We start from the raw sequence: 23987 nt of genomic DNA, 5'->3' as shown, positions 1-23987 counted from the left end.
AAATGAAGACAGTTGCAATAATTCAAGCTAGAATGGGATCAACCCGCTTACCAGGAAAAATAATGAAAACACTTTCAAATAAAACTATTTTAAGTCATGTGGTAGAAAGAGTTAAACAATCATCAGAAATTAACGATATAGTTATTGCAACAACAACTTCTAAGGTTGACGATATAATAGTTGATGAGACAAAAAGGTTAGGTGTAATATCTTTTAGGGGCTCCGAAACTGATGTATTATCAAGATACTATTACGCGGCAAAGGATAATAATGCAGACATTGTAATTAGAATAACCTCTGACTGCCCTCTAATTGATGCTAATATTATTGATGAGATGGTTAAAAAAATTAAGAGAACGAAGTGTGATTATATTAGTAATACTATTGAGAGAACATTTCCCAGAGGGCTTGACTGTGAGGTTTTTACTTATCAATCCCTAAGCAAATCATTTATCGAAGCTAAAAAAGAATATCAAAGAGAACATGTTACCCCTTATATTTACGAAAACGGATCCAAGTTTAAAATTGAACATTATGTGAGTACTGAGAATAACTCCAACTATAGAGTTACCCTTGATACTATTGAGGATTATATGGCTCTAAAACTTATTCTGGAAGAATTAGATACAGAGTCAACTTATAACGATTTGATTACCTTACTAAGATCAAATCCAAGTATAAGTGAGATTAACAACAGCATTGCTCAAAAAGAGTTAGGTAAAAAATAATGAAGGATACTAGTAAGATTCAACTAGTTGGGGTACAACAAGAAGATTGCGACTTGCTTTTTGAGTGGACAAATGATGAGAAAGTAAGAGAAAACTCCTTTAACTCAGAAACAGTAAAATACAGTGATCATAACAAATGGTTTAATGAAAAAATGAATTGTCCAAGAACAATATTGCTTTTTTTAGTAGTAAATAATATAAAAAGTGGCTTAGTACGCTTAGATGAGATTAACAATGAATCTTTATTAATCAACTACAGTATTCCTAAGGAATATCGACGTAAAGGCTACGGAACTATGTTGCTTGAACTAGTTAAAGATAAATACAGTGATAAAGGTTTAGTAGGTAAAGTGAAAAAGGAAAATATTGGGTCAATAAAAGCTTTCATTAAGGCAGGGTTTTATATGAAAGAGGAGGCGGAGATGTTAGTGTTTTATTCTACCAATACCTTTGAGGAGGGAACTAAATGATGTTTACCGATCGGGTCTATATAGTAGCCGAGATTTCAGCAAATCACGGTCATGATATTGAAATTGCCAAAAAAACAATTAAAGCATCTAAAGATGCAGGAGCAGATGCTGTAAAAATTCAAACTTACACTGCTGAGACCATAACTCTAGACTGTGACAACGAACATTTTCAAATTAAGCAAGGTACTATTTGGGATGGAACAACACTTTACAAGTTGTATCAGCAAGCCTATACCCCTTGGGAGTGGCATAAAGAGTTATATGATTACGCAAGAGAAGTGGGTATTACTATATTTTCTTCTCCTTTTGACTTTTCTGCTGTTGACTTTCTAGAAGAATTAAAAACTCCAGCATACAAGGTAGCTTCTTTTGAAATAACTGATACACCTCTGATTAAATATATGGCATCTAAAGGAAAGCCCATGATTATTTCCACAGGAATAGCTACCCTAGCTGAAATACATGAAGCCATTAATGCTTGTAAATCAGAAGGTAATAAAGATATAACATTACTAAAATGTACTAGTTCTTATCCAGCCCCCTATGAAGAAATAAATCTACTAACAATCCCCAATATGGGTAATACTTTCGGTGTGAGAGTTGGACTATCTGATCATTCCATAGGAAGCACTGTTGCTCTAGGGGCTGTTGCTTTAGGAGCAAAATTCATAGAAAAACATGTTATTCTAGATAGGAATATTGGAGGACCAGATGCATCTTTCTCTATGGAATTACATGAATTCGCTGAAATGGTAAAAGAGATTAGAAAGCTAGAAAAAGCTTTGGGTAAGGTGAATTATGATTTAAGCGAAAAGAGTTTAAATAGTAGAAAATTTTCAAGATCCCTATTCTTTTCTGAGGAAATAAATGAAGGTCAAACTATCACTGATCAAAATATGAGATCAGTTAGACCAGGTACTGGATTACATCCACGCCATTATGATGAAGTCCTAGGTAAAAAAGCCATCACCAATATTAAAAAAGGAACCCCAGTGGACTGGAGTTTAATAAAGTGAAACTGATTTTTAGAGTGACAGGTGGCCCTGATATAGGCTACGGACATTTTTATAGATCTTACTCTTTAGCCGAGGCGTTTACAAGATATAAAGGTGTGAACAATATACTTTTTATAATTAATAGTGAACTTGAAGATAATCTAATTGGATCTAACTATAACTATATTGTTTCTGAATCCTTTAATAAGGATATAGAAATAATCCGCAATTTTAAACCTGACCTATTTATCCTGGATACTTACCTTGGAAACTCTGAATATTTATTAAAAGTTAGAGAGTTAACAAAAATAATGATTTTTGATGATAATAATGATATCTACGATTCAAATATTCCACACATACTGTTGAACGGTAATGTACATGCAAACACTTTAAACTACAGCATATCAAAGTCTAAGTTATCTTTGTTGGGACCTAACTTCTTAGTGATGAAAAAAGAATATTGGGATAAAAGCGATGAAAAAATACTTCCAAAGGAAGGCTTGTTAATTACTACTGGTGGAACGGATAAACATGGAGTATCTTATGAAATCTTAAATGGATTGAAGGGAATTAATTGTAAAAAAACTGTTATTATTGGTCCAGGATATCATACAGACTTAATTAAGAAGATTGAAAGTATTCAAGATAACTATACTTCGATAATTTACAAGCCTACGTCTCTAAAAAAATACATTGGCTCTTCAAAAATAGGCATAACTGCTGGTGGCAGCACAATCTATGAAATAATCTCCCAAAACAGTATCCCTTTAATATTTAGTCTAGCTGAAAATCAAGAAAAAATATGTGACACATTTATGAAAGAAGGAATCAATTATTTCGGAGCGTTCCCAAAAATAAATTTTGATTCATTATACGAATGTACTAGACTTTACTTAAATGCTGAGCAAAAAGTAGAAACTAACTCCAATAAGTTAGTTGACGGACAAGGTGCATTCAGAGTAGTAAATACAGTTAGTGACTATTTAAAATTATGTTACGATGAAAGTAAGGGTTAATATGAAAAAGACTGCTATAATCTTAATGCTAATTAGTATATTTTCCAAGATATTCGGTTTCGCAAGAGACATTAGTCTTTCTTTTTTTTATGGAGCTTCAAACATTAGTGATGTATATTTAATATCAATTACTATACCTAGTGTGATATTCGGTTTTATAGGAGCCGGAATAACTACCGGATACATACCAATGTACAGCAAAATATCACAAATATCTGGAGAAGAAAAAAGTAATGATTTTACTAACAACCTAACAAATATATTATTAATATTATGTACACTCATGATGGGATTAGGTTTAATTTTTACAAGTCAGATAGTAAAAATATTTGCTTCAGGCTTTGAGGGGGAAACATTGCAATTAGCCATCACTTTTACAAGAATAAGCTTGTCAGGAATTTATGTGACTGGTTTAATATATATCTTTAATGGTTTTCTCCAAGTTAAAGGTAATTATATAGTACCTGCGTTAGTGACTTTTCCTATGAATTTTCTAATTATTGTATCGATATTCTTTAGTTCAAAGTTGAATTTACTAATTCTCGCAGTTGGTAGTGTACTAGCTCTTTTTTCGCAGTTATTATTTCTCATACCTTTCCTGTACAAGAATGGGTACAAGTATAGGTTTACATTGCAACTAAAAGATGAACATATTAAAAAAATGGCATTCATTGCTATTCCCGTAATAATAGGTAGTTCTGTAAATCAAATAAATGTTTTAGTTGATAGAACTCTTGCTTCACAAATTTCCACTGGAGGAATCTCTGCTCTTAACTATGCAAATAGGCTAAACAATTTTGTATTCGGTATTGTAGTGTTATCAATTTCGTCAGTTATGTTTCCTATGATTGCTAAGATGGCTGCGGAAAACAATATAAAAGGCCTAAAGAATTCACTTGCTGAGGCAATTGGTGGAGTAAATTTACTAGTTATACCTGCAACTATAGGTGCTTTATTTTTTGCCGAACCAATAGTAAATCTTTTATTTGGACGTGGGGCATTTGATGAGAATGCTATATCAATGACATCTAGTGCATTGTTTTTTTACTCATTTGGAATGATAGGCTTTGGCCTTAGAGAAATATTATCTAGAGCCTTTTATTCATTACAAGATACTAAAACCCCTATGATCAATGCATCAATAGCGATGATCCTAAACATCGTTCTAAATATAGTACTTTCACAATTCTTAGGAATAGGTGGATTAGCACTTGCTACTAGTGTTTCTGCTATATTCTGTACATTATTGCTATTCATAAGCTTAAGAAAGAGAATAGGTTCATTCGGTATGGGAAAAATATCAAAATCTTTTCTCAAAATCTTATTTTCATCACTGGTAATGGGCTGTATTTCTAGAATTTTTTACCTTTACTTGTTAGATAATATATCTAACGAAAGCCTTTCTCTAATTATTGCAATAGGTACTGGGTTGATAATATATGCTCTGGGTATAATTATACTCAAAGTGGATGAAATAGATGTACTTGTTAAGGCTATAAAAAATAAGAAGAATGCATCTCTTGATAACTAACTTTCCAAGGAGGGTACAATATGGCTATTTTAATTACTGGAGGAGCTGGATATATTGGTTCACATACTGTAAAATATTTTATTGAACAAAATGAAGAGATTATTATTGTCGATAATCTACAGTCTGGTTACGTTGAAAGCATTCTTAATTCTCAGCTTTACAATATTGATATTAGAGATAAAGAATCTTTAGACAAGGTATTTAAAAAACATAACATTGAGGCAGTTATACATTTTGCTGCTAACTCCTTAGTAGGAGAAAGTATGGATAAACCATATGAATACTACCATAACAATGTATATGGAATGATCTGTTTACTAGATATTATGAAAGAAAACTCAGTCGACAAGATAGTTTTTTCTTCTACAGCAGCTACTTATGGAGAGCCTAAAAACATTCCTATACTTGAAGATGATGAAACAAACCCAACAAACACTTATGGTGAAACCAAGTTAGCAATGGAGAAAATGATGAAGTGGTTTGATTTGGCCTATGGCATTAAGTATGTTTCGCTAAGATATTTTAATGCTTCTGGAGCTCATGAAGATAGTGATATCGGCGAAGCTCATAACCCTGAAACACATCTAATCCCACTCATATTACAAGTCCCGCTAGGAAAAAGAGATAAAATTTTTATGTTTGGTGACGACTATTCCACTAAAGATGGCACGTGTGTGCGGGACTATATTCATGTTATGGACTTATCCTCAGCTCACTATCTAGCTCTTAAATACTTACGGAAAAATAATAATAGCGATATATTTAACCTTGGTAATGGTAGCGGGTATTCCGTTAAGGAAGTTATAGAAACAGCAAGAAAAGTAACAGGACACTCTATCCCCGCTGAAGTAAAACCGAGAAGATCAGGGGACCCAGCTACTCTAATAGCTTCGTCACGCAAAGCAGCACAAATACTAGGATGGAAACCTAAGTATAGTTCATTAGAGAAGATTATGACTGATGCGTGGAATTGGCACAATAACAACCCTGAAGGATATAAGTCCACTGAAAAGATCTAAAAAAATGATTCCCAAATTATATGGGAATCATTTTTTTTTTGACTCGATACATTCTGAGAATTCCTTTAGTTATTTTACGCACTTTAACAATTTAAATCGAAGAAGGAAACAATTATTGATTTACAATTAAAAGTGACCACTAATTAACGAGTAAAAATGACCCACTAGCAAGGGTAATTAATATACTCGTTGAAAGCATCCTAATAATTTTTTACGTTTAAAATTGACCACTTTTACAAAATAAGCTACCATTCTTTTGTAGTATACACATAGAAGGTGGCAAAATGACGTGAAAAATTTGCAACAGTGGGCAGCAGTTCAGGAACTACACAAGCAGAAAGTTCCCAAATTACAAATCTCTAAGCAGCTCGGAATATTTCGTTATACTGTTAAAAGGCTAATCAAGTTAAAAGAAGAGCCTAAGTATACAAGAGCAAGTTACCCATCGAAGGTTGACAAGCATATGGATGAAATCACTTTGTGGCGAACTTCACCAGAGTTCTTCTTCAATGGAACTAGAATATTTGAGGAAATAAAACAAAGAGGCTATGATGGCTCAATTAACCCCATTTACAGAGGTCTAAAGAAGATTGATGGAGTAAAGAGTGTGGTATTCAGGAGAGCAACAGTTAGAACAACAGTTAGAATAGAAACATCCCCTGGTGACCAAGCTCAATTTGATTGGTCTGAATACAAAATACATGTTAATGATAGGATTGAGACAGTATATTGCTTTTCAATGATTCTAGCAGCTAGCAGAAAAAAGGCTCTTTGCTTTTCTCTCACAGTTGATGCTGAAGCCATCTATGAAGCCATTCAAGAACTGTTCGAAGACTTAGGCGGAATTACACAGGAACTTCTTATTGATAATCCTAAAGCACTAGTAATTGAGAGTAACCCTAGGAAAGAAATTGAATTAAAGTACAATGAATACGCATTACTTCTAGCTAAGCACTTAGGGACAGAACTTAACGCATGCAACTGTTACTGGCCAAGAACTAAAGGTTATGTTAAGACTTTCGTTATGTAAAGTCTTGAAAAAAGACCTTAAAGTAACGAAAGTCCTAAGCAAATATCTTTACATAATCATCAGCGGTTGAATGTTTTTAGCCACTGTTTTAAATCAGTATTGTTATCCCATTGTGCTTTTTCCGGTGGAACAATCTCCTTGCTAGCAGCTTCAATAGCTTCACGCTTTCTGCTTACTTCTGCTTTTGCGTAAACTTCCGTAGTTTTAACACTGACATGACCTAGTAAATCCCGTATGTAAATTAGGTCAACCCCAGAATCAACGAGTCCCATAGCCGTTGTATGTCTCATTTTGTGAGGACTAAAATCCGCTGGAATTATCTCCGAATTAATTTCTCTAGCACGTTTCGCATATTTACCGACAAGGTAATTTATACCCTGTCTAGTTAATTGGCTTTTCATATGGTTCTTAAACAACCATTCACTAAGTTTTTCTTGCCTATCATATCCTTCTTGTACTAAATATTGGTGGATGAAAGGAATGATATCCTTCATAAGTGGTACATAGCGGCTTTTATGCCCTTTACCGCGAAGTAAAAGCGTGTATGGTTCATAAAGGGATAAATCTTTTACCCGGATACTTATGAGTTCGCTGACACGCATGCCTGTAGTATAGAGAAGGGACAACATGACATAATCTCGCAACCCTCCAGAAGAAGCGACATCTATCTGAGACATCATTAATTTTACCCCATCTGTTTTCATGTAGGATATTTCTTTCTGCGGTGCTTTTTTTATCGGAATCCCTACGATTCGTTGATAATTATCTAGACACTCAGGAAATTCATACATTAGAAACCTTACAAAACTATTGATTGCTGCCTGCCTCTGGTTCCTTGTTGATATACTGTTTAGACGTTGTTTCTGAAGCCATTCCAGGAATAGAAGTACGTTCTTATACGAAAGGTCAGACATCTGTACTCTGTTTGCAGAAATATTAAGTTCTTCCTGCAAGCACGTCAAGAAAAGTATAAAAGTGTATCTGTAAGAATCAATTGTTAATGGTGTCATACCCTTAACATTTGGAAGGTAAACGGTAAAATATTTGTTAAGGTACATTGCAAAATCAGTGGATTTCATGTTTGTCCACCTCGCCGAACACCTTATTTACTTTGTCTTTAAAACGATCCTCAATATACGGATACAGACTCATTGTCAGTCGAACATATCTCTCAGTAGCATATATTGTTTTGTGGCCGAGATAACTGGATAGAATGGGGAGCGCTACGTACATATCTAGGCCAGAATCAACCATTTGCTTAAATGATTGCACAGAAAAAGTATGACGCCAGTCGTGCAGTCTTGGACCTCTTCCTCCACCAATATACGGAATTCTTGCTTTTTGAAGGAAAAGCCTATGACGTTCATAAAGAGCCTCACCATCTAATCGGCTTCCATTAGACTTGGTAAATATATAGTCTTTTTCATCTAAAAGGTAAAAACATTTTTGTGCATACTGACACATAAGACCGGCCATCTCTTCGTTTAACACGATATAACGCTCATTATTGTTCTTTGTTTCAAATAGCTTAATGATTCCATCCTCAAGGTCCACATCCTGTTTTCTGATACCAAGCGTTTCGTTAATTCTAGTTCCACAGCAGTAGAGTAATCGGAAAAGGATTGGTAGTTGAATGCTGTCCTTACGATTACGTGCAGATTCATATGTATCAACTGCATGAAAATATCTTGCTATCTCATCTTCCGCATAAATATATGGTTGGAAATCTGTTTGCTTGAAACATACATCTCTTGTCACAAAGATTTCATATCCTTTACGACAGAGATAGATCAGAAATTGCTTAATTCCATTGATTCGAGAATAATGGGTGGTACTAGCTTCGTTTTCTTTCCGTTGAATCCATTTCATTGCATGTTGACTATTGAATACTGGCTGAAGTATTTCATTTTCAGTACAAAATCGGTCAAACAGCCGTAAATGCTTGCAAAAACTTACTTCTTTATGACCCGTTGCTACCATATGGTCTAAATAATGATACATTTCCTCAGAAAAAATAGATTTAAACATTGGTCTACTCATGCTTACACCTCCCTGCCATGTAATGTTTTGAAGATATTATTGGCAAGGAAAGTGGGCATAATCGTAACTTTTCGATATCTACTTTCAGATATATCTTGGTTGTTTCAGTATTCTGGTGTCCAAGCACGGAACTGATTATGGGCATAGATACATTCTTTTTTAGCATGTTTGTAGCTAGGCTGTGGCGTAGAGAATGTGGACCGTGTTTCTTGTTTTTCCAGTTCTTTATGTTTGCCTTACGCATGTACTTCGTTACAATAGAATGTATCGTCGGTGTTGAAAGTGGCCGACCCCTTTTTGATGATTCTGTGGAAACGATGATTTCCTGTACATCTGTTGACGGCCTACCGTGCTTCAAATAGTCAATAATGGCATTACCAATTGAAGATAGTAGAGGATATTCTACTGCCATATCAGTTTTATGTTGGTTGAAACAAACGATATTTTTCTCCCAGTCTATTTGGTTAAACTGAAAGTTCACAATATCATTTGATCGCCATCCATATTCAGCGGCAAGGAGCAAAATCAAATAATCCCTTTTCCCAGTGGCAGAGGTTCGCTCAACTGAGGAAATGATTGTGCGAATTTCGTCTTCTTCGTAAGTTGTGGGGAGCTTACAGTTATGGTTGTAATTATCTTTTAAAATTAACAACGAACTGTCTGATTTGGAAATTCCATTTTCATATGCATATCTAAAATAAATGCGTAGCGCTGAACCGCAGTTGTGCCTAGATGCGAGTGAATATTTCATAGAACTAAAAAAATCCTCCATTGTTTCAACAGAAAGATTATTCAATTTAAGCGATTTTTTTTCTAGATAACAGAAGAAATCATATAAATACTGTTCCTTATTTTTGAGTGTACTCTCAGAAAGATTTTTTTCACTTCTAAGGTAGGATAGATACAATAACATTTCATTGCCTATATCTCCATAAAAAACTCTCTCAATTCGTGGCGTACGGAATTCAAAATCACCATCCTTTTGATAAGAAGAGAGCATACGGACTGCACGTAAACGTAGCTTTTTACCGTTCGCTAGACCCTTGACAGAAATATGGGTCCCTAAAGTCTCATCTAAGTATTGGAAACCAATAGACTCGGTAAAATCCTTAAACTTGTTTAAAGTCATCCATTTTGTAAGATTCCCCCACTCCGCTAGGATACTTCGCTGATATGAAGCATTATACTGCCGAATGTTCAACTCATCTTCACACAAAGTAATCAATGTCTTAAAATCTGTTATCATAAATCAAACCCTCCTTGTGATGTTTAATTTATAAATAACACTTCTAATCAATTATTATGTAAAGATGTATCAGCATCAATCATAGTATTTTAGAGTTTTAGTTTCATCAGCTTTACATAACGAAAGTCTTAACATAACCCTTGTTATGTTAATCTTGACATAATAAAGGTAAGATTGAGAAGTCATTCCAATACATAGAAGAACAATTCATAAATGGTAATAAGTTCTCTTCAATGGAAGAGCTAAATGCCAGGGGAAAAGACTTTATTAGCCAATGGAATGGTAAGTTGCACTCAACGACTAGAAGAGTTCCAAATTATTTTTTTGAAAATGAGGAAATCAATTGTCTCCTCCCATTGCCTAGAGATAGGTTCAGGCTAGGCCAACTTCGAAAAAGAGTCATTAGCAATGATAGCTACATACATATAAACACAAACAAGTACAGTGTACCAGTGAAGTATGCTACAAGAGAGCTTCAGTTCAGGATTGTTTACGGGTTTAGAATAGAGCTTTCACCTTAGATTCTGAGTATCTTATGTCCTTAGAATCGCAAAAGGCAAAATACGGAACATTTAAAGATCCTGCCCATTATGAAGCAATATCCGTAAAGGCAAACAAGTCAATTCCACAAATCAAAAGAGATTTTATTAATACCTTTAAGTATGGACAAGCATATTTCGATGCAGCTAATGGCATACTTCAACAACCAAGCTATCATGCAAGAAAATCCTAGAATTACTAGAGCTTTATAAAGCGGAAGCTATTGATAAGATAATTGCCTGTGTATCGAAAAAGATGCTCTTGATATTAAGTCGGTTAAAAAGCTAATAAAAAGTGATTTCTTTAAGATTATGTCAGAAGCTACAAATCAAGTTGCCTCCACTATCCAAACAACTGAAATTGAAGGGATTACAAGAAGTTGCGACTACTATGAAGATCAGGAGGTAACTCCACTATAATAAAAAAAATACCGCTGATGATGACACATATATTAACGAGAAGTTAAAGGACTTTAAACTAGTTGATATCCGAGAAAACTATCAAAGGATTATCGGTGAAGCCATCAAAGAGAAACTTGGATACAAAGATTTCCTCATCAGGTTAATTCAAACCGAGGAAGAAGGAAAAAGAAATCGTTTAACGTAGAAGCTTACCTTCAAAGCAGGCTTTGATTTCATCAAAACCTTGGATGAAATAGAATATAGTTTTAATGAAACAATAAACTTTCAGAAGGTTAAAGAGCTTGGGACACTATCGTTCATGGACAGAAATGAAAATATAATTATCATAGGTCCTCCAGGCGTAGGTAAAAGTATGATTGCAACAGGCATAGGTATCAATGCATGTAGAGCAGGAAAATCGGTTATGTTTTTTAATGTAAAAGAACTTATGGATAAATTATCAGACGCAGTTAAGAAAGATACTTTAAAGCAGACATTGAAAGCTTTAAGTAAAGTCCAGCCTTTAATTATTGACGAGTTATCGTACTTAAAAATGGAAAAAGAAAAAGAGAGCATTTTTTTCAGGTTATCGGGCAAAGATACGAAAAAAACTCCCTTATCATAACAACTAACCTTTCCCTAAGTAAATGGTATGAAGTATTTACAGGCCAGTTAGTGGCTACTGCAATACTAGATAGATTAGTTCATCATTGTCATGTTTTAAGAATAACAGGGGACAGTTTTCGTGTCAAAGGGGAAAAATACATGGCTGAATACTTAAAGAAAAAAAACTAGGGAGAATGAGGATGTCTAGAGTTCGTAAAGAAGATTATGAAAAGATAATTAAAGTATACAATGAAAGTGGCAATAGAATAAGGCTGCTTTGGAGTATATAGCAGATAATTTTGGATCTAAGGCCCCTAATGGGGTATTGTATAGAATTAAAAACTCCCCAGGATTTAAGTTCGACGAAGTTAATATCAAAATAATAATTAAAGATAAAGAAGAGCCTCTTTTCATGGGTATTGATGAGATATGCAATAGGCAAGTTTTAAAAGAAACATCACGTGCTGTCGTTCAAAAAATGCAGTACTCTCAAGAAATTTCTCTAGACTTGCTATACAAAGAATTGCTACAAGAAAAACTCTTGGAACTATGTAAGTACATTAGATTAGACCGGATTACTCACACAATTGCTATAGACAAAACATCTATTTTAGCTGATGGTTACCATATGAAGTTTTACTAATCCTGTGGTCAGCTTTAAACGAAGAAAGGCAATCAGGTGGTCAATACTAAGTGTAAAAAAATCGAAACTGACCACCAAAACGTCCTAGAGATTAAAATGCTAGGTGGTAAGTTTTACTCGTAAAAAGTGGTCAATTTTACTTGACAATCTACAGGTACCTAACGCTATTGAATTTGTTCACCACCTATCAAATAACTGTAAAATATGGTTATATATTTTGCGGGAGGTAAGGGTGTGGAAATAGAAGTGATATATACACTAATATAGGATGGGTGCTTTTAGAGGAGAATCACAAAGATCCATAGAAAAATACTAGGAATCTCAAGACCAACGGTCAAAAAGTACTATGACTGTTCTTCCCACCCAGAGTCTAGGAAGTCATATGAAAGAGATTCGGACATAGTAACTGATGAAGCGAGTTACATTATCGTAGAGTATTTTGACTTGGATAAACGGAAAGTTTAAGAAGCAAAACACACTGCAGTTATTCTGTATATTTTAACAAGTTAATCAAAGAAGGAAACAGCTAGTAAATGTCGAATTATAAATAATGATAAAAATCCATTACAAAGTCATAGCCTACTAAAATATTGACAGCTGAGATTTATTTTTATGTAACTCTCGAAACAAGTTAAGCACTAACTAATTTTTTATAGTAACAAGATTAATAAACCACCTAATGAACGGAGGAAAATAATGAAAGCAATGATTCTCGCAGCTGGCCTAGGAACAAGATTACGGCCACTAACCGACGAGGTAAGTAAGCCTATGGTACAACTTGGGGGGAGACCGTGTATTGAACATACTGTTCTACTATTGAAGGCTCATGGAGTTCATGATATCATGATCAACCTCTACTATAAACCCGAACTAATCATGAACCAATTTGGTGATGGTAGCATGCTTGGTCTCAATATAAACTATTCATTAGAAAAAGAGCTTATGGGCACCGCGGGTGGCCTTAAGATAGTACAAAATTTCTTTGGTGATGAGCCGGTACTAATAATAAGTGGTGACGTTCTAACCGATATTAACTTAACAGAGTTCTATAACTTTCATAAAAAGAAAGGTGGAATAGCATCTTTAGCAGTTAAGAATGTTCAGGATCCGAGGGAATTTGGTGTAGTATTACTAGATGATGAAGGTAAGATTACACAGTTTCAAGAAAAACCAAGAGATGTTACACCTATTAGCACTAAAGCAAACACAGGTATATACATTTTTGAACCTGAGATATTTGATTATATACCTTCGGATATTTTTTATGATTTTGGTAAAGAAGTATTCCCAGATCTACTTTCAAAGGGACAAGCTATGTATGGCTATGAAACAAGGGCATACTGGTGTGACGTAGGCAACCTAGATGTATACAAAGCAGTACAATTCGACATCCTTGCAGGCATAGTAAACGTGGACATGCCAGGTAAAAAATTCGAGAACTGCATCTGGCTAGGAAGAAGAACAGACATAGACCCAGATACCCAAATTATAGGCCCTGTTTTCATAGGAGAAAAAAGTATTATAGAAAAAGGAGCCAAGATTTATGGTCCTTCAGTACTAGGCAGTGGCTCTATAGTAGGTAAAAATGCAGTAATAAAAAGAAGTATACTACTTGAAGATTCTTATGTAGGTGATAATGCTGAAATCTCTGATAGCATTGTAGGTAAAAAACAGCGTATTAAAGCGTTTATGGTATGTGAAAATCGGACTCTTGTAAATAAAGCATCTTTTGAGGACTTTAATATCGTGGGAAAAAATAACTAATTCAATCACAGAGCGCCGCTTTCTTGAGCAGGTGCCACTTATATCAAATTTGCCTTTTATAAAATAATTTCAATGGTATTTATTTAGAAGGTAATATGATTTTTACGCAATAAAAATCATACGCGAAGAAAATCACTAGGAGGTAGTTTTAATGAAAATTGCTGTTGTAGGGACAGGATATGTAGGTTTGTCAAATGCTGTTTTATTAGGACAGCACAACGAAGTAGTAGCACTGGATATAGTTGCAGAAAAAGTGAATTTAATCAATAAAAGAAAGTCTCATATACCGGATGCAGAAATAGAAGATTTTCTAGCAAATAAAAAACTTAATCTTGTAGCAACAACAGATCCAAAAAAAGCTTATAAAGACGCAGAGTTTGTGGTTATTGCAACTCCAACTGATTATGATACTGAAAAAAATTATTTTGACACTAGAACAGTAGAGTATGTTATTCAAGACGTTCTAGATATAAATCCTAATGCAATTATGGTTATTAAGTCTACGGTTCCAGTAGGCTATACAACAGAAGTAAAAGAAAAGTTTAAAACTGAAAATATTATCTTTTCTCCAGAGTTTTTACGTGAAGGTCTGGCTTTATACGATAATCTTTACCCTTCTAGAATAATCGTTGGGGAGAAATCTGAAAGAGCAGAAAAGTTTGCTAGTCTTTTAGTTCAAGGTGCTATCAAAGAAGATATTCCTGTGCTATTTACAGAGTCCACCGAAGCAGAAGCTGTTAAATTGTTCTCTAACACATTTCTAGCTCTAAGGGTCGCATACTTTAATGAGTTAGATACTTACGCAGAGTTAAGAGGTCTTGATACTAAGCAAATTATTGAAGGGGTAGGTTTGGATCCACGTATCGGAAGCCATTATAATAACCCTTCGTTTGGATATGGTGGGTATTGTCTACCAAAGGATACCAAACAGCTAAAGGCGAACTATGAAGATGTTCCAAATAACATTATTGGAGCTATTATAGATGCTAACAGAACAAGAAAAGATCACATTTCAGATATGATTATCAAGAAAAACCCTAAGGTTGTCGGTATTTATAGATTAAATATGAAGACAGGTTCTGATAACTTTAGAGCGTCTTCAATTCAAGGTATTATGAAAAGGGTAAAAGCTAAAGGAATAGAAGTGGTAGTATATGAACCAGTACTAAAAGAGGATACCTTCTACAATTCAAAAGTGGTAAATGATTTGGACGAGTTTAAGAAGATATCAGATGTTATAGTTTCAAACAGACTCTCTAAAGAGTTATTTGATGTTGAAGAAAAGGTTTATACAAGGGACTTATTTAATAGAGACTAATAAATGCAATATATTTGAGACTAATTGTTACATTATTTAACTCTTAGTCTCAAATGTTTACATGTAATCCAATACCTGCAACTAATTTCCTAAGTATTAGATATTGCAAAATAGGGGAGCTAATGAGCTGGCTAATTGAATTTCTAACATTAGAGTTTAAAGTACTATTTATTTCAGCACTACCAATTATTGAACTAAGGGGTGCTATTCCCTTTGGAGTTTCACAAAGCATGTCACCTATCCATGCTACTTTATTAGGCATAGTAGGTGGAGTATTACCTGTTCCTTTTATTCTTCTTATGATCAGGCCTGTTTTAGACTTTTTACATGCAAGAAATATTATGCGTAAAGCTATTTATAAACTAACTTACACGACAATTAAAAACAAAAAAAAGATTCAAAAGTATGGTTTTTGGGGATTAATTCTTATTGTAGCTATTCCACTACCTGGAACAGGTGTATGGTCAGGTAGTTTAGCAGCAGCTCTTTTGGACTTAAGAATAAAGAGAGCAATACCTGCAATTTTTATTGGTAACCTGATTGCAGGTTTAATTGTTTTAACTATTTCGTACGGAGCTTCTATCGGTATTAATATCCTAACTCAGTAAACCATGGTGGAGTTTCGGGGCAGGAGTGCAATTTGCAATTCTTCCATCTGTGTGAGTAATAGCAGGATGCAGGTAAACCTGTAGGAAGTCAGATCATACCTCATTAAAAAATCCTCTATGTGAGGATTTTTAAAATTTAAGCAGGTATTTTAGGATCTGTGTTGAATAATGATTTAAGATTAAACGTAGTAAGGGGTTCATATTTGTGTCTTACTTGCTGATTATTAAAAGGAATTAGGTAAACTTCTATTCCCCATTTGTATAAATGTATGATAAAGAAGACCTAACCCAGATTCTTTAGAGATATCATTTGCTTAGGATGGACTTCCCTCAAGGTCCAATGGATGAGCGCAACAAACCAGCAAAACTTATTAAGGAGGGATGCCTTATGACACATAAAGGTGTGAAAGGTTTAATAAAATCGAACAGACTAACTGGCTATACACTTAACTTAGGTTTTATTAGGTTGAATTTTGCTGGAAGTTCATCCTAAGCAAATGTTGGGGGGATGAGAGCATCTCGAGGTTTACGAGTTTTTCAAAACAATAATGTAGGAGGGGACCAAATGAGTAGAATAGAGGTAAATACGGTGGCAGTTGATTTTTTTGAAAAGGAATTTGAGTTAAATGGGTTTACTGTCGAGGAATCTCCTCGACCAACGGGTGAAATTAATTTTTTAGCTTTATCTACTTTAGGAAGAATTATAAAAGTAAAGGTAAAAGCTGTATCAAGAATGGGTAGCTATGTAAATGTAAAAAAGAAGAATTTTGATATTGATGATGATGACCTATTTATGGCGTTTGCATATATACCGCAAAATGAATCTGAAAGAATTCTGTATCTAATACCTGCCACAAAATGGGGAAAAGATATTTATCCATTTATAGGTAAGGATTATCCTAGAGAGGACCAAGTTTCTTTACCCGAATGGGGTATTAATTTTTCCTATAAGGCAAAAGATGCTTTGGAACCTTATAGATTTTCAGAAGTAATAGATTTGTTGAAATAATGTTTTAGTATTTGTTTTTATGTTATGGGTTTAAACGGGGAAATATGGTTATATAAGAAGCGATGGGGTCAGCCTGCAATTGTGCAATTCACGCACATATGTGATAGTTTTAAGTAACATATAAAGAAGTATTACCTATAAAAGTAATTCTTCAGATAAAAATCCTCTACACAGAGGATTTTTTGATCATTCTACTTCACTGTAAAGTCGGTTATAAATGCTAGTATAAAAGTATACCACCTAGGTGCATAATGCTACTGAATTTGTTTACCACCTATCAAATAATCCTGTAAAATATAGCTATATATTTTGCGGGAGGTGAGGGTGTGAAAATAGAAGTGGATATAATTAGAATGGGTGCTCTTAGAGGAAAATCTCATAGATCCATTACAAAAAGATTAGGAATTTCAAGACCAACTGTTAAAAAGTACTATGACGGCTCTTCTCACCCAGAGTCCAGAAAGCATATGAAAGAGAGTCGGACATAGTAACTGAAGAAGTTAAATCCTTTTTCTTAGGATTGTTGTCTATGGCATAATTAAAAGTGAGAAAACGGCAGTGTAAAATCTGATAAGGTATAGCTGGAAATAAAAAAACCATTGCTAACAATCCCTAATTACAGTACCCTATTAGTGTCGAAGCTAATGGGAGGTAATGAAAGGATGTTAACAATGGACAGAATTAAGTATATCAGAAGAGAAGTAATTAATAAAGGTCGAAGTATCAATAGTGTTGCTAAAGAAAAGGGCCATGCGTGGGAAACCGTAAATAAGTATGTTGAGTGCCAGGATTTCAACATTAAGAAAACCAAGAAGACTAGGGAATCCCGTTTAGATAAGTTTAAGCCAACAATTGATAAATGGTTAGAAGATGATCTAAATGCCCCACGAAAGCAAAGGCATACTGCTAAGAGAATCCACGAAAGGCTTCAGAAGGTTTTCAAGAACGATTATGATATGTCTGATAGAACCATTAGATCTTATGTAGCAAAGAGAAAGGCTGAGCTTCAACGAGAAATTGTTGACTGTTACTTGCCCCTAGAACACGCTCCTGGAGAGGCCCAAGTAGATTTTGGCAAAGTAACCTTTGTAGAAAACGGTATTACCTATGAGGGGTCTGAGCTTGTCTTATCTTACCCTAACTCAAATGGTGCATTGGTGCAGCTATGTAAGGGTGAAAATTTAGAGTGCTTACTTACAGCTCTTAAAAGCATGTTTGAGTTTACTGGCACAGTACCGAAAGAAATATGGTTTGATAACATGAGCACTGCTGTAAAGAAAATCAAAAAGAGTCACGAGAGAGATTTAACTGAGCGTTTTGAGAGATTTGCTCTTCATTATGGATTTGAACATAACTTTTGTAACCCTTCTAAGGGGAATGAGAAAGGGCATGTTGAAAACAAAGTTGGTTACTCAAGAAGAAACCTTTTCGTGCCGGTGCCAGAATTCCGGGAGCTTAAAGAATATAATAAAGACCTTCTACAAGAGTGTTTAGAAGATATGGATAGAGACCACTATGTAAAGAAAGCTAAAATATCTTATCTATTCGAAAAAGATATAGCTGCATCTAGGCCCTTACCAGTTGTCCCATTTGAAACTTCAAAACTAGTAAAGCTAAAGGCAGATAAGTATGGGAAAATAAGGCTTGATGGTAAATATACATATTCTACTTCTCCAGCATACTGCCAGCAGCAAGTTTGGGCCAAGGTCACTGATTTGGAAGTAATAATACTGAATAACGATTACAAAGAGGTAGTAAGGCATAATCGACTATATGGTGACCAGCTAGACTCTATGCAATGGATAACATATATTGATTTAATGTCTAGAAAGCCTTTTGCTTTAAAGTATACAAGCTTCTATTCATCTATACCAGATGAGATGCGTTGTTACTTTGATACATGTAACTTAGAAGAGCGCAAGCAGGGATTAAAAGCCCTGAATCTAATGTTACAAAATATTTCTATAGAGGAAGCTGCAAACGTTTTTAGTTCGGCCATTGAAGCTAACTGTAGAGATTCTGACAGCTTGATAGGGTTGTATCATAGGGTAGTAAATGGAGTTTTAGAAATGCCTGATATGGAGCTCCCTGATTTTGTGCCACAATTAAAGGGATACACAACAGATTTAGACGTTTATGACGGATTGATGGGTGGTGGCAGCAAATGAAATCATCTATAGCCGAATACTGTAGGCTGCTCAGACTAGGTAACCACATAGTCAAGCACTATGAAGACATAAAAGCTGAAACACATGAAGAATTTTTACTTAAGATACTGGAAGTTGAATATGAATGCCGTGAAGTAGTAAAAAAAAATAGAGCGATCAAGGCCGCGACCTTTGATATGCTCAAGACATTTGAGACTTATGAATTTAAAAAAGTTAGTATCCCTAAGAGTACATCTATTGAAGACATAAAAAGTGGGGCTTTTATCGATAGAAAAGAGAATCTAATTTTATATGGCGGGGTGGGTCTAGGAAAAACTCATCTGGCAACTTCCATTGGCATTGAGGCTTGTAATAATGGCAAAAAAGTTAAGTTTTACAGGACTGCAACCCTTGTAAATGAGCTGATTGACGCTAAAGAAAATGGCAGTCTAACCAAGTTAATGCGGAAATTAAAGAAGATGGACCTTATTATTTGCGATGAGTGGGGATATATTCCTCTAGATACAGATGGAGCACAACTGCTCTTTAATGTAATATCCGAGTGTTATGAAAAAAGAAGTATCATTTTAACTACAAACCTTGAGTTCAGCAAATGGAATAATATATTTTATAATGACAGGCTAACAAGTGCAATTGTTGATCGGTTGGTACACTACAGTCACTTACTAATATTTGAAGGACCAAGTCATAGAGTTGAGAACTCTATATTAAGAAACAACCAATAATTTACATAAATGGAATTAGGGATTATCATATTTTTAATTGCCAAATTATCAAATTTCTACTTGCCAAAAACAGTCGAATCCCTTATTATAAAATACATGGACACGTGAAAATTAATTAAATTAAAGATATAAAATGTATTATCATAATAGATATTGTCGAATGAGGTCGAAAGTTTATCCTTACAAAATAGGGACTTAGGTACTAAAATATAAATATTAACAGTTTATTAATATTTGCTCAAATAAAATTCAAATAAAATGTTAGTTTCTAAGGGTGAAACTGGTATAGGGGGAAAACATGGAACTACAATCGCAAGGAAATCCATTAAAATTTCATATTAGAGGCTTAATAACCTTCACTGATAAAATTAACTTTCATCAAAGAAAGTTAATTTTAATATTGATTGACATTTTGTTAATAAATTTGTCATTTTTTTTATCACTTTTTTTAAAGTATGGCAGCTCTGCATCTTTCCTTTACTTAAAAATTTATTGGACTCATACATTTATCATTACAACGCTAATAATTATAGCTTTTGCTACAAGTAATTTATACTCAAGTTTATGGAGGTATGCAAGTATACAAGAGCTTTTATACGTTATAAAAGCTTGCGCTGTAAGTACTGTAATTGTAGTTCTAACACTATCTTTAATTAGAGAAATTGACACACTAACAACATCTCTAATTTTTTTCACAGTAAGTACTATTTTAATAGGTGGAGTAAGATTTTCTTATAGAATTGTACGTAGAACGATAATGGGAATAAGGTGTGAAGAGTTACATCGAAGTAGAGTAATGGTTATTGGTGGAGGGAAAGCAGGAGCAGTAATACTAAATGAATTATTTTCTGCAAAAGAAATCAATAAAAATCCTGTTGCAGTAATAGACGACAACATCTGCAAGGTAGGATGTAGAATTCATGGAGTGCCTGTTGTAGGTACAAGGAAAGACATTGTAAAAAAAGCCCATGAATTAAAGGTAGATGAGATAATTGTCGCATTGCCCTCAGCCCAAGGAAAAGAAACAAAAGAAATCCTTAATATATGTAAACAAACAAAATGCAAAGTTAGAACATTACCTGGCCTCTACGATATAGTAGATGGCAAAGTTGATATAAGCTATATTAGAGACGTGCAAATAGAAGACCTTTTAGGTCGAGATCCAGTAAGCGTAGACATGAAAGAAATCACCGGCTATATTCAAGACCAAGTAGTACTAGTAACAGGTGGAGGAGGATCCATAGGATCCGAACTATGCAGGCAAATCCTAAGATTCAGCCCAAAACAACTAATCCTCCTAGACATATCTGAAAACGGTGCATACGAAGTACAACAAGAACTAATAAGAAAACATTTAGGGAACCTAAACCTTGAAGTAATAGTAGCATCTGTAAGAGATAGAGCAAGACTAGAATCACTATTTGCCAAGTACAGACCAACAATTGTATTCCATGCAGCAGCACATAAACATGTACCACTAATGGAGAAAAGTCCTACAGAAGCTATCAAAAACAACGTTTTCGGTACACTAAACGTTGCAGAATGCGCCGACAAATTTGGCTCAAAAAGATTTGTACTAATCTCCACAGACAAAGCAGTAAACCCAACAAATATCATGGGAGCAACAAAACGCCTTGCTGAAATGATCATACAAACCATGGACAAGCAGTCCAAAACAGAGTTCGTAGCAGTTCGATTCGGCAACGTACTAGGCAGTAACGGCAGTGTTATTCCTCTATTTAAACAACAAATAGCTGAAGGTGGACCAATAACAGTAACCCACCCAGAAATAAATAGATACTTCATGACCATACCAGAAGCAGTACAGCTAGTCATTCAATCAGGAGCCATGGCAAAAGGAGGAGAAATCTTTGTCCTAGACATGGGAGAACCAGTAAAAATAGTAGACCTAGCCACAGACCTAATAAAACTATCAGGCCTAGAACCAGAAACAGACATAAAAATAGAATTCTCCGGCCTAAGACCAGGAGAAAAACTCTACGAAGAACTCCTAATGGCAGAAGAAGGCCTAATCCAAACAGAACACTCCAAAATCCACATAGGCCAACCAATCCCAATAAGCAAAAAAGAACTCCAACAAAAATTGGACGCACTGCAAGCAATAATCCAAACCGACGAAAACGAACAAATCCGCCAAACAATGGAAAAGATAGTGACGACGTATAGGCGGGTAGTGTAGGTTATTAGGAGTCAGCAGTCAGCAGTCAGGAAAGTCAAAAAATAAATCGAATAAGGTGGTAATGTCATGAGCTTAGACCCTAGAAATCTAATCGTATGGCAGAAAGCACACAGCTTAGTATTAGAGATATATGAATTGACAAAAGAATTTCCTAAAGATGAATTATTTGGACTTACATCCCAAATGAGAAGAGCTGCGATGTCAATACCTAGTAATATTATAGAAGGTAAAGCTAGAGGAACAAACAAAGAACTAAAAAGATTTCTATTAATAGCCAGGGGGTCATTAGAGGAAGTAAAGTACCAACTGCTATTAGCCAAAGACTTAAAATACATAGATCAAAATAAGTACAACGAAACATATAAGATGATGGATGAAGTGGGTAGGTTGCTTGGTGGTTTTATAAAAAAACAGGAACTTTAATTTTTTCCTGACTGCTGACTGCCGACTGCTGACCACTCTCCAAACGAAAGGAGCGATTCACACATGAAAGCAATGATACTAGCCGCAGGCCTAGGAACCAGACTACGCCCGCTCACCGACGAAGTAAGTAAACCAATGGTCCAACTAGGCGGCCGCCCATGCATAGAACACACTGTCCTACTCCTGAAAGCGCACGGAGTCCGCGACATAATGATCAACCTATACTACAAACCTGAACTAATCATGAACCACTTCGGGGACGGTTGCGCCTACGACCTCAACATAAACTACTCACTAGAAAAAGAACTTATGGGTACAGCAGGTGGCCTCAAAAAGGTACAAGACTTCTTCGGCAATGAGCCTGTCCTTATCATAAGTGGTGATGCACTTACTGACATAAACCTAACGGAATTCTACAACTTCCACAAAGAAAAGGGAGGCATAGCCTCGCTAGCTCTTAAAAACGTACATGACCCAAGAGAATTCGGTGTAGTGCTCCTTAACGAAGAAGGTAGAATCACCCAGTTCCAAGAAAAACCAAAAGACGTAGCACCCATAAGTACAAAAGCAAACACAGGAATCTACATCTTTGAACCAGAAATATTCAAATATATTCCTGCTGACACCTTCTACGACTTCGGTAAAGAGGTTTTCCCAGACTTACTTACAAAGGGACAAGCCATGTATGGCTATGAAACACAAGCTTACTGGTGTGACGTAGGTAACTTAGATGTTTACAAAAGTGTGCAATTCGACATCCTTGCAGGAATCGTCAAAGTAGACATGCCTGGCAAAAAATTTGAAAACTGTATCTGGCTAGGCCGTAGAGCTGACATAGACCCAGAAACAGAAATCATAGGTCCTGTATTCATAGGCGAAAAATGCATCATAGAAAAAGGCGCAAAAATCTATGGCCCATCAGTACTAGGCAGTGGATCAATAGTAGGGAAAAACGCAGTAATAAAAAGAAGTATCCTACTAGAAGATGCCTACGTAGGCGACAACGCAGAAATCTCCGACAGCATAGTAGGAAAAAAACAAAGAATAAAAGCCTTCATGGTTTGTGAGAATAGGACACTAGTGAATAAGGCATGTTTTGAGGAATTAAGGATAGTAGAATAGTAGTTAGTTAGTTGGTTAGTTGGACAGGAAAAGAATTTGATGCCTTGAACTCCTGTCCAACTAACCAACAAACCAACTGACCAACAAAAGAACGTAGAATGTTGAATTCTTATTCGAATTTATAGAGGGTTAGGAACCTATTAGTACCAGTACTTGAACGGTATAACCGATAGTACGAAATTAGAGCGAAGCTGAAAAGCACTGGTGTCTATAGGTTCTTAAAAGGTAGCAATTTTGTTGCACGAGTTTAGGTTTTTGAAATGTGTTTAGTAGATGGAATTTAACCGTTAGAAGAAAAACGAAGAATTTAATTGTTTTGTATTGGCGTAAAGCGAACTGCGAACTGCAAACTGCGTTCCAACAAAACGGACAGTAATTGGAT

Annotated in this window: 23 protein-coding genes and 1 pseudogene; 21 read left to right on the top strand and 3 right to left on the bottom strand. The window is 35.0% G+C overall.

Annotation, left to right across the window (positions count from 1 at the left end; all coding sequences use genetic code 11):
- The first annotated feature begins 2 nt into the window (after window positions 1-2).
- From HYG86_RS00790 to HYG86_RS00760, 7 genes are all read left to right on the top strand, one after another.
- Window positions 3-728 (top strand): cytidylyltransferase domain-containing protein, encoded by a 726-nt coding sequence (locus HYG86_RS00790; protein ID WP_213167078.1) that lies wholly within the window; start codon window positions 3-5, stop codon window positions 726-728.
- Window positions 728-1198: a GNAT family N-acetyltransferase gene (locus HYG86_RS00785; protein ID WP_213167077.1), complete on the top strand. Its 471-nt coding sequence runs from the start codon at window positions 728-730 to the stop codon at window positions 1196-1198. Before HYG86_RS00790 ends, HYG86_RS00785 begins: the two co-directional genes overlap by 1 nt.
- Window positions 1195-2214: a pseudaminic acid synthase gene (gene pseI, locus HYG86_RS00780; protein ID WP_281391300.1), complete on the top strand. Its 1020-nt coding sequence runs from the start codon at window positions 1195-1197 to the stop codon at window positions 2212-2214. The genes HYG86_RS00785 and pseI overlap by 4 nt, the downstream gene beginning before the upstream one ends.
- Window positions 2211-3212 carry a PseG/SpsG family protein gene (locus HYG86_RS00775; protein ID WP_213167076.1) on the top strand — a complete coding sequence of 334 codons (1002 nt, stop codon included), beginning with the start codon at window positions 2211-2213 and terminating at the stop codon, window positions 3210-3212. Before pseI ends, HYG86_RS00775 begins: the two co-directional genes overlap by 4 nt.
- Complete coding sequence (murJ, locus tag HYG86_RS00770; protein WP_343064161.1) at window positions 3196-4743, top strand: murein biosynthesis integral membrane protein MurJ; 1548 nt, start codon at window positions 3196-3198, stop codon at window positions 4741-4743. Before HYG86_RS00775 ends, murJ begins: the two co-directional genes overlap by 17 nt.
- Before the next feature lie 20 nt (window positions 4744-4763).
- Window positions 4764-5762, top strand: coding sequence for a UDP-glucose 4-epimerase GalE (galE, locus tag HYG86_RS00765; RefSeq protein ID WP_213167074.1), 999 nt, complete (start codon window positions 4764-4766; stop codon window positions 5760-5762).
- Window positions 5763-6051: 289 nt separating this feature from the next.
- The gene (locus tag HYG86_RS00760) at window positions 6052-6792 is read left to right on the top strand and encodes a DDE-type integrase/transposase/recombinase (protein WP_213167073.1); all 741 of its coding nucleotides are present in this window, start codon (window positions 6052-6054) and stop codon (window positions 6790-6792) included.
- 59 nt (window positions 6793-6851) lie between these two features.
- Here the strand turns inward: HYG86_RS00760 and HYG86_RS00755 are convergent, their stop codons facing one another.
- From HYG86_RS00755 to HYG86_RS00745, 3 genes are read right to left on the bottom strand one after another with little or no spacing between them, the layout of a single operon-like run.
- Window positions 6852-7871: a tyrosine-type recombinase/integrase gene (locus tag HYG86_RS00755; protein ID WP_213167041.1), complete on the bottom strand. Its 1020-nt coding sequence runs from the start codon at window positions 7869-7871 to the stop codon at window positions 6852-6854.
- Window positions 7858-8832: a tyrosine-type recombinase/integrase gene (locus HYG86_RS00750; RefSeq protein WP_213167042.1), complete on the bottom strand. Its 975-nt coding sequence runs from the start codon at window positions 8830-8832 to the stop codon at window positions 7858-7860. Before HYG86_RS00750 ends, HYG86_RS00755 begins: the two co-directional genes overlap by 14 nt.
- Window positions 8825-10078: a site-specific integrase gene (locus HYG86_RS00745; protein ID WP_213167043.1), complete on the bottom strand. Its 1254-nt coding sequence runs from the start codon at window positions 10076-10078 to the stop codon at window positions 8825-8827. The genes HYG86_RS00750 and HYG86_RS00745 overlap by 8 nt, the downstream gene beginning before the upstream one ends.
- Window positions 10079-10311: 233 nt before the next feature.
- Between HYG86_RS00745 and HYG86_RS00740 the strand changes: the two genes are divergently transcribed.
- The 14 genes and pseudogenes from HYG86_RS00740 (at window position 10312) to HYG86_RS00675 (ending at window position 23605) form a co-directional block, all read left to right on the top strand.
- Window positions 10312-10599: a Mu transposase domain-containing protein gene (locus tag HYG86_RS00740; protein WP_213167072.1), complete on the top strand. Its 288-nt coding sequence runs from the start codon at window positions 10312-10314 to the stop codon at window positions 10597-10599.
- A 14-nt stretch (window positions 10600-10613) separates the two neighbouring features.
- Entirely contained in the window at window positions 10614-10811 is a 198-nt protein-coding gene (locus HYG86_RS00735; protein ID WP_213167071.1) for a hypothetical protein, read from the top strand.
- A gap of 452 nt (window positions 10812-11263) precedes the next feature.
- Window positions 11264-11814: pseudogene (locus HYG86_RS18135) on the top strand (ATP-binding protein).
- A gap of 88 nt (window positions 11815-11902) precedes the next feature.
- A complete protein-coding gene (locus tag HYG86_RS00725; protein ID WP_213167070.1) occupies window positions 11903-12268 on the top strand; it encodes a hypothetical protein in 366 nt (121 codons plus the stop codon).
- Window positions 12269-12964: 696 nt separating this feature from the next.
- The gene (locus tag HYG86_RS00720) at window positions 12965-14032 is read left to right on the top strand and encodes a nucleotidyltransferase family protein (RefSeq protein ID WP_213167069.1); all 1068 of its coding nucleotides are present in this window, start codon (window positions 12965-12967) and stop codon (window positions 14030-14032) included.
- 151 nt (window positions 14033-14183) lie between these two features.
- On the top strand, window positions 14184-15350 hold the full coding sequence (locus tag HYG86_RS00715) for a nucleotide sugar dehydrogenase (protein ID WP_213167068.1): 1167 nt from the start codon (window positions 14184-14186) through the stop codon (window positions 15348-15350).
- Window positions 15351-15472: 122 nt separating this feature from the next.
- On the top strand, window positions 15473-15958 hold the full coding sequence (locus HYG86_RS00710; RefSeq protein ID WP_213167067.1) for a COG2426 family protein: 486 nt from the start codon (window positions 15473-15475) through the stop codon (window positions 15956-15958).
- Between the two features lie 565 nt (window positions 15959-16523).
- On the top strand, window positions 16524-16967 hold the full coding sequence (locus tag HYG86_RS00705) for a hypothetical protein (protein WP_213167066.1): 444 nt from the start codon (window positions 16524-16526) through the stop codon (window positions 16965-16967).
- Between the two features lie 326 nt (window positions 16968-17293).
- Window positions 17294-17455 (top strand): hypothetical protein, encoded by a 162-nt coding sequence (locus HYG86_RS00700; protein ID WP_213167065.1) that lies wholly within the window; start codon window positions 17294-17296, stop codon window positions 17453-17455.
- A 174-nt stretch (window positions 17456-17629) separates the two neighbouring features.
- Window positions 17630-19135: an IS21 family transposase gene (gene istA / locus HYG86_RS00695; RefSeq protein WP_213165414.1), complete on the top strand. Its 1506-nt coding sequence runs from the start codon at window positions 17630-17632 to the stop codon at window positions 19133-19135.
- Complete coding sequence (istB, locus tag HYG86_RS00690) at window positions 19132-19860, top strand: IS21-like element helper ATPase IstB (RefSeq protein WP_213165415.1); 729 nt, start codon at window positions 19132-19134, stop codon at window positions 19858-19860. Before istA ends, istB begins: the two co-directional genes overlap by 4 nt.
- A 298-nt stretch (window positions 19861-20158) precedes the next feature.
- Window positions 20159-22060 carry a polysaccharide biosynthesis protein gene (locus HYG86_RS00685; protein ID WP_213167064.1) on the top strand — a complete coding sequence of 634 codons (1902 nt, stop codon included), beginning with the start codon at window positions 20159-20161 and terminating at the stop codon, window positions 22058-22060.
- A 66-nt stretch (window positions 22061-22126) separates the two neighbouring features.
- Window positions 22127-22483, top strand: coding sequence for a four helix bundle protein (locus tag HYG86_RS00680; protein WP_213167063.1), 357 nt, complete (start codon window positions 22127-22129; stop codon window positions 22481-22483).
- 63 nt (window positions 22484-22546) lie between these two features.
- Window positions 22547-23605 (top strand): nucleotidyltransferase family protein, encoded by a 1059-nt coding sequence (locus HYG86_RS00675; RefSeq protein ID WP_213167062.1) that lies wholly within the window; start codon window positions 22547-22549, stop codon window positions 23603-23605.
- The last annotated feature ends 382 nt before the right edge of the window (window positions 23606-23987 follow it).

This window comes from Alkalicella caledoniensis (assembly GCF_014467015.1).
GTDB classification, from domain to species: domain Bacteria; phylum Bacillota; class Proteinivoracia; order Proteinivoracales; family Proteinivoracaceae; genus Alkalicella; species Alkalicella caledoniensis.
Note: the sequence above shows the minus strand (reverse complement) of the source record. Positions and strands in the feature narration are given on the sequence as shown.

Coding starts and splice junctions, on each gene's coding strand:
- HYG86_RS00790 (WP_213167078.1), top strand. CDS start 3: ATGAAGACAGTTGCAATAATTCAAGCTAGAATGGGATCAACCCGCTTA.
- HYG86_RS00785 (WP_213167077.1), top strand. CDS start 728: ATGAAGGATACTAGTAAGATTCAACTAGTTGGGGTACAACAAGAAGAT.
- pseI (WP_281391300.1), top strand. CDS start 1,195: ATGATGTTTACCGATCGGGTCTATATAGTAGCCGAGATTTCAGCAAAT.
- murJ (WP_343064161.1), top strand. CDS start 3,196: ATGAAAGTAAGGGTTAATATGAAAAAGACTGCTATAATCTTAATGCTA.
- galE (WP_213167074.1), top strand. CDS start 4,764: ATGGCTATTTTAATTACTGGAGGAGCTGGATATATTGGTTCACATACT.
- HYG86_RS00755 (WP_213167041.1), bottom strand. CDS start 7,871: ATGAAATCCACTGATTTTGCAATGTACCTTAACAAATATTTTACCGTT.
- HYG86_RS00750 (WP_213167042.1), bottom strand. CDS start 8,832: ATGAGTAGACCAATGTTTAAATCTATTTTTTCTGAGGAAATGTATCAT.
- HYG86_RS00745 (WP_213167043.1), bottom strand. CDS start 10,078: ATGATAACAGATTTTAAGACATTGATTACTTTGTGTGAAGATGAGTTG.
- HYG86_RS00740 (WP_213167072.1), top strand. CDS start 10,312: ATGGAAGAGCTAAATGCCAGGGGAAAAGACTTTATTAGCCAATGGAAT.
- HYG86_RS00735 (WP_213167071.1), top strand. CDS start 10,614: ATGTCCTTAGAATCGCAAAAGGCAAAATACGGAACATTTAAAGATCCT.
- HYG86_RS00720 (WP_213167069.1), top strand. CDS start 12,965: ATGAAAGCAATGATTCTCGCAGCTGGCCTAGGAACAAGATTACGGCCA.
- HYG86_RS00715 (WP_213167068.1), top strand. CDS start 14,184: ATGAAAATTGCTGTTGTAGGGACAGGATATGTAGGTTTGTCAAATGCT.
- HYG86_RS00710 (WP_213167067.1), top strand. CDS start 15,473: ATGAGCTGGCTAATTGAATTTCTAACATTAGAGTTTAAAGTACTATTT.
- HYG86_RS00705 (WP_213167066.1), top strand. CDS start 16,524: ATGAGTAGAATAGAGGTAAATACGGTGGCAGTTGATTTTTTTGAAAAG.
- istA (WP_213165414.1), top strand. CDS start 17,630: ATGTTAACAATGGACAGAATTAAGTATATCAGAAGAGAAGTAATTAAT.
- istB (WP_213165415.1), top strand. CDS start 19,132: ATGAAATCATCTATAGCCGAATACTGTAGGCTGCTCAGACTAGGTAAC.
- HYG86_RS00685 (WP_213167064.1), top strand. CDS start 20,159: ATGGAACTACAATCGCAAGGAAATCCATTAAAATTTCATATTAGAGGC.
- HYG86_RS00680 (WP_213167063.1), top strand. CDS start 22,127: ATGAGCTTAGACCCTAGAAATCTAATCGTATGGCAGAAAGCACACAGC.
- HYG86_RS00675 (WP_213167062.1), top strand. CDS start 22,547: ATGAAAGCAATGATACTAGCCGCAGGCCTAGGAACCAGACTACGCCCG.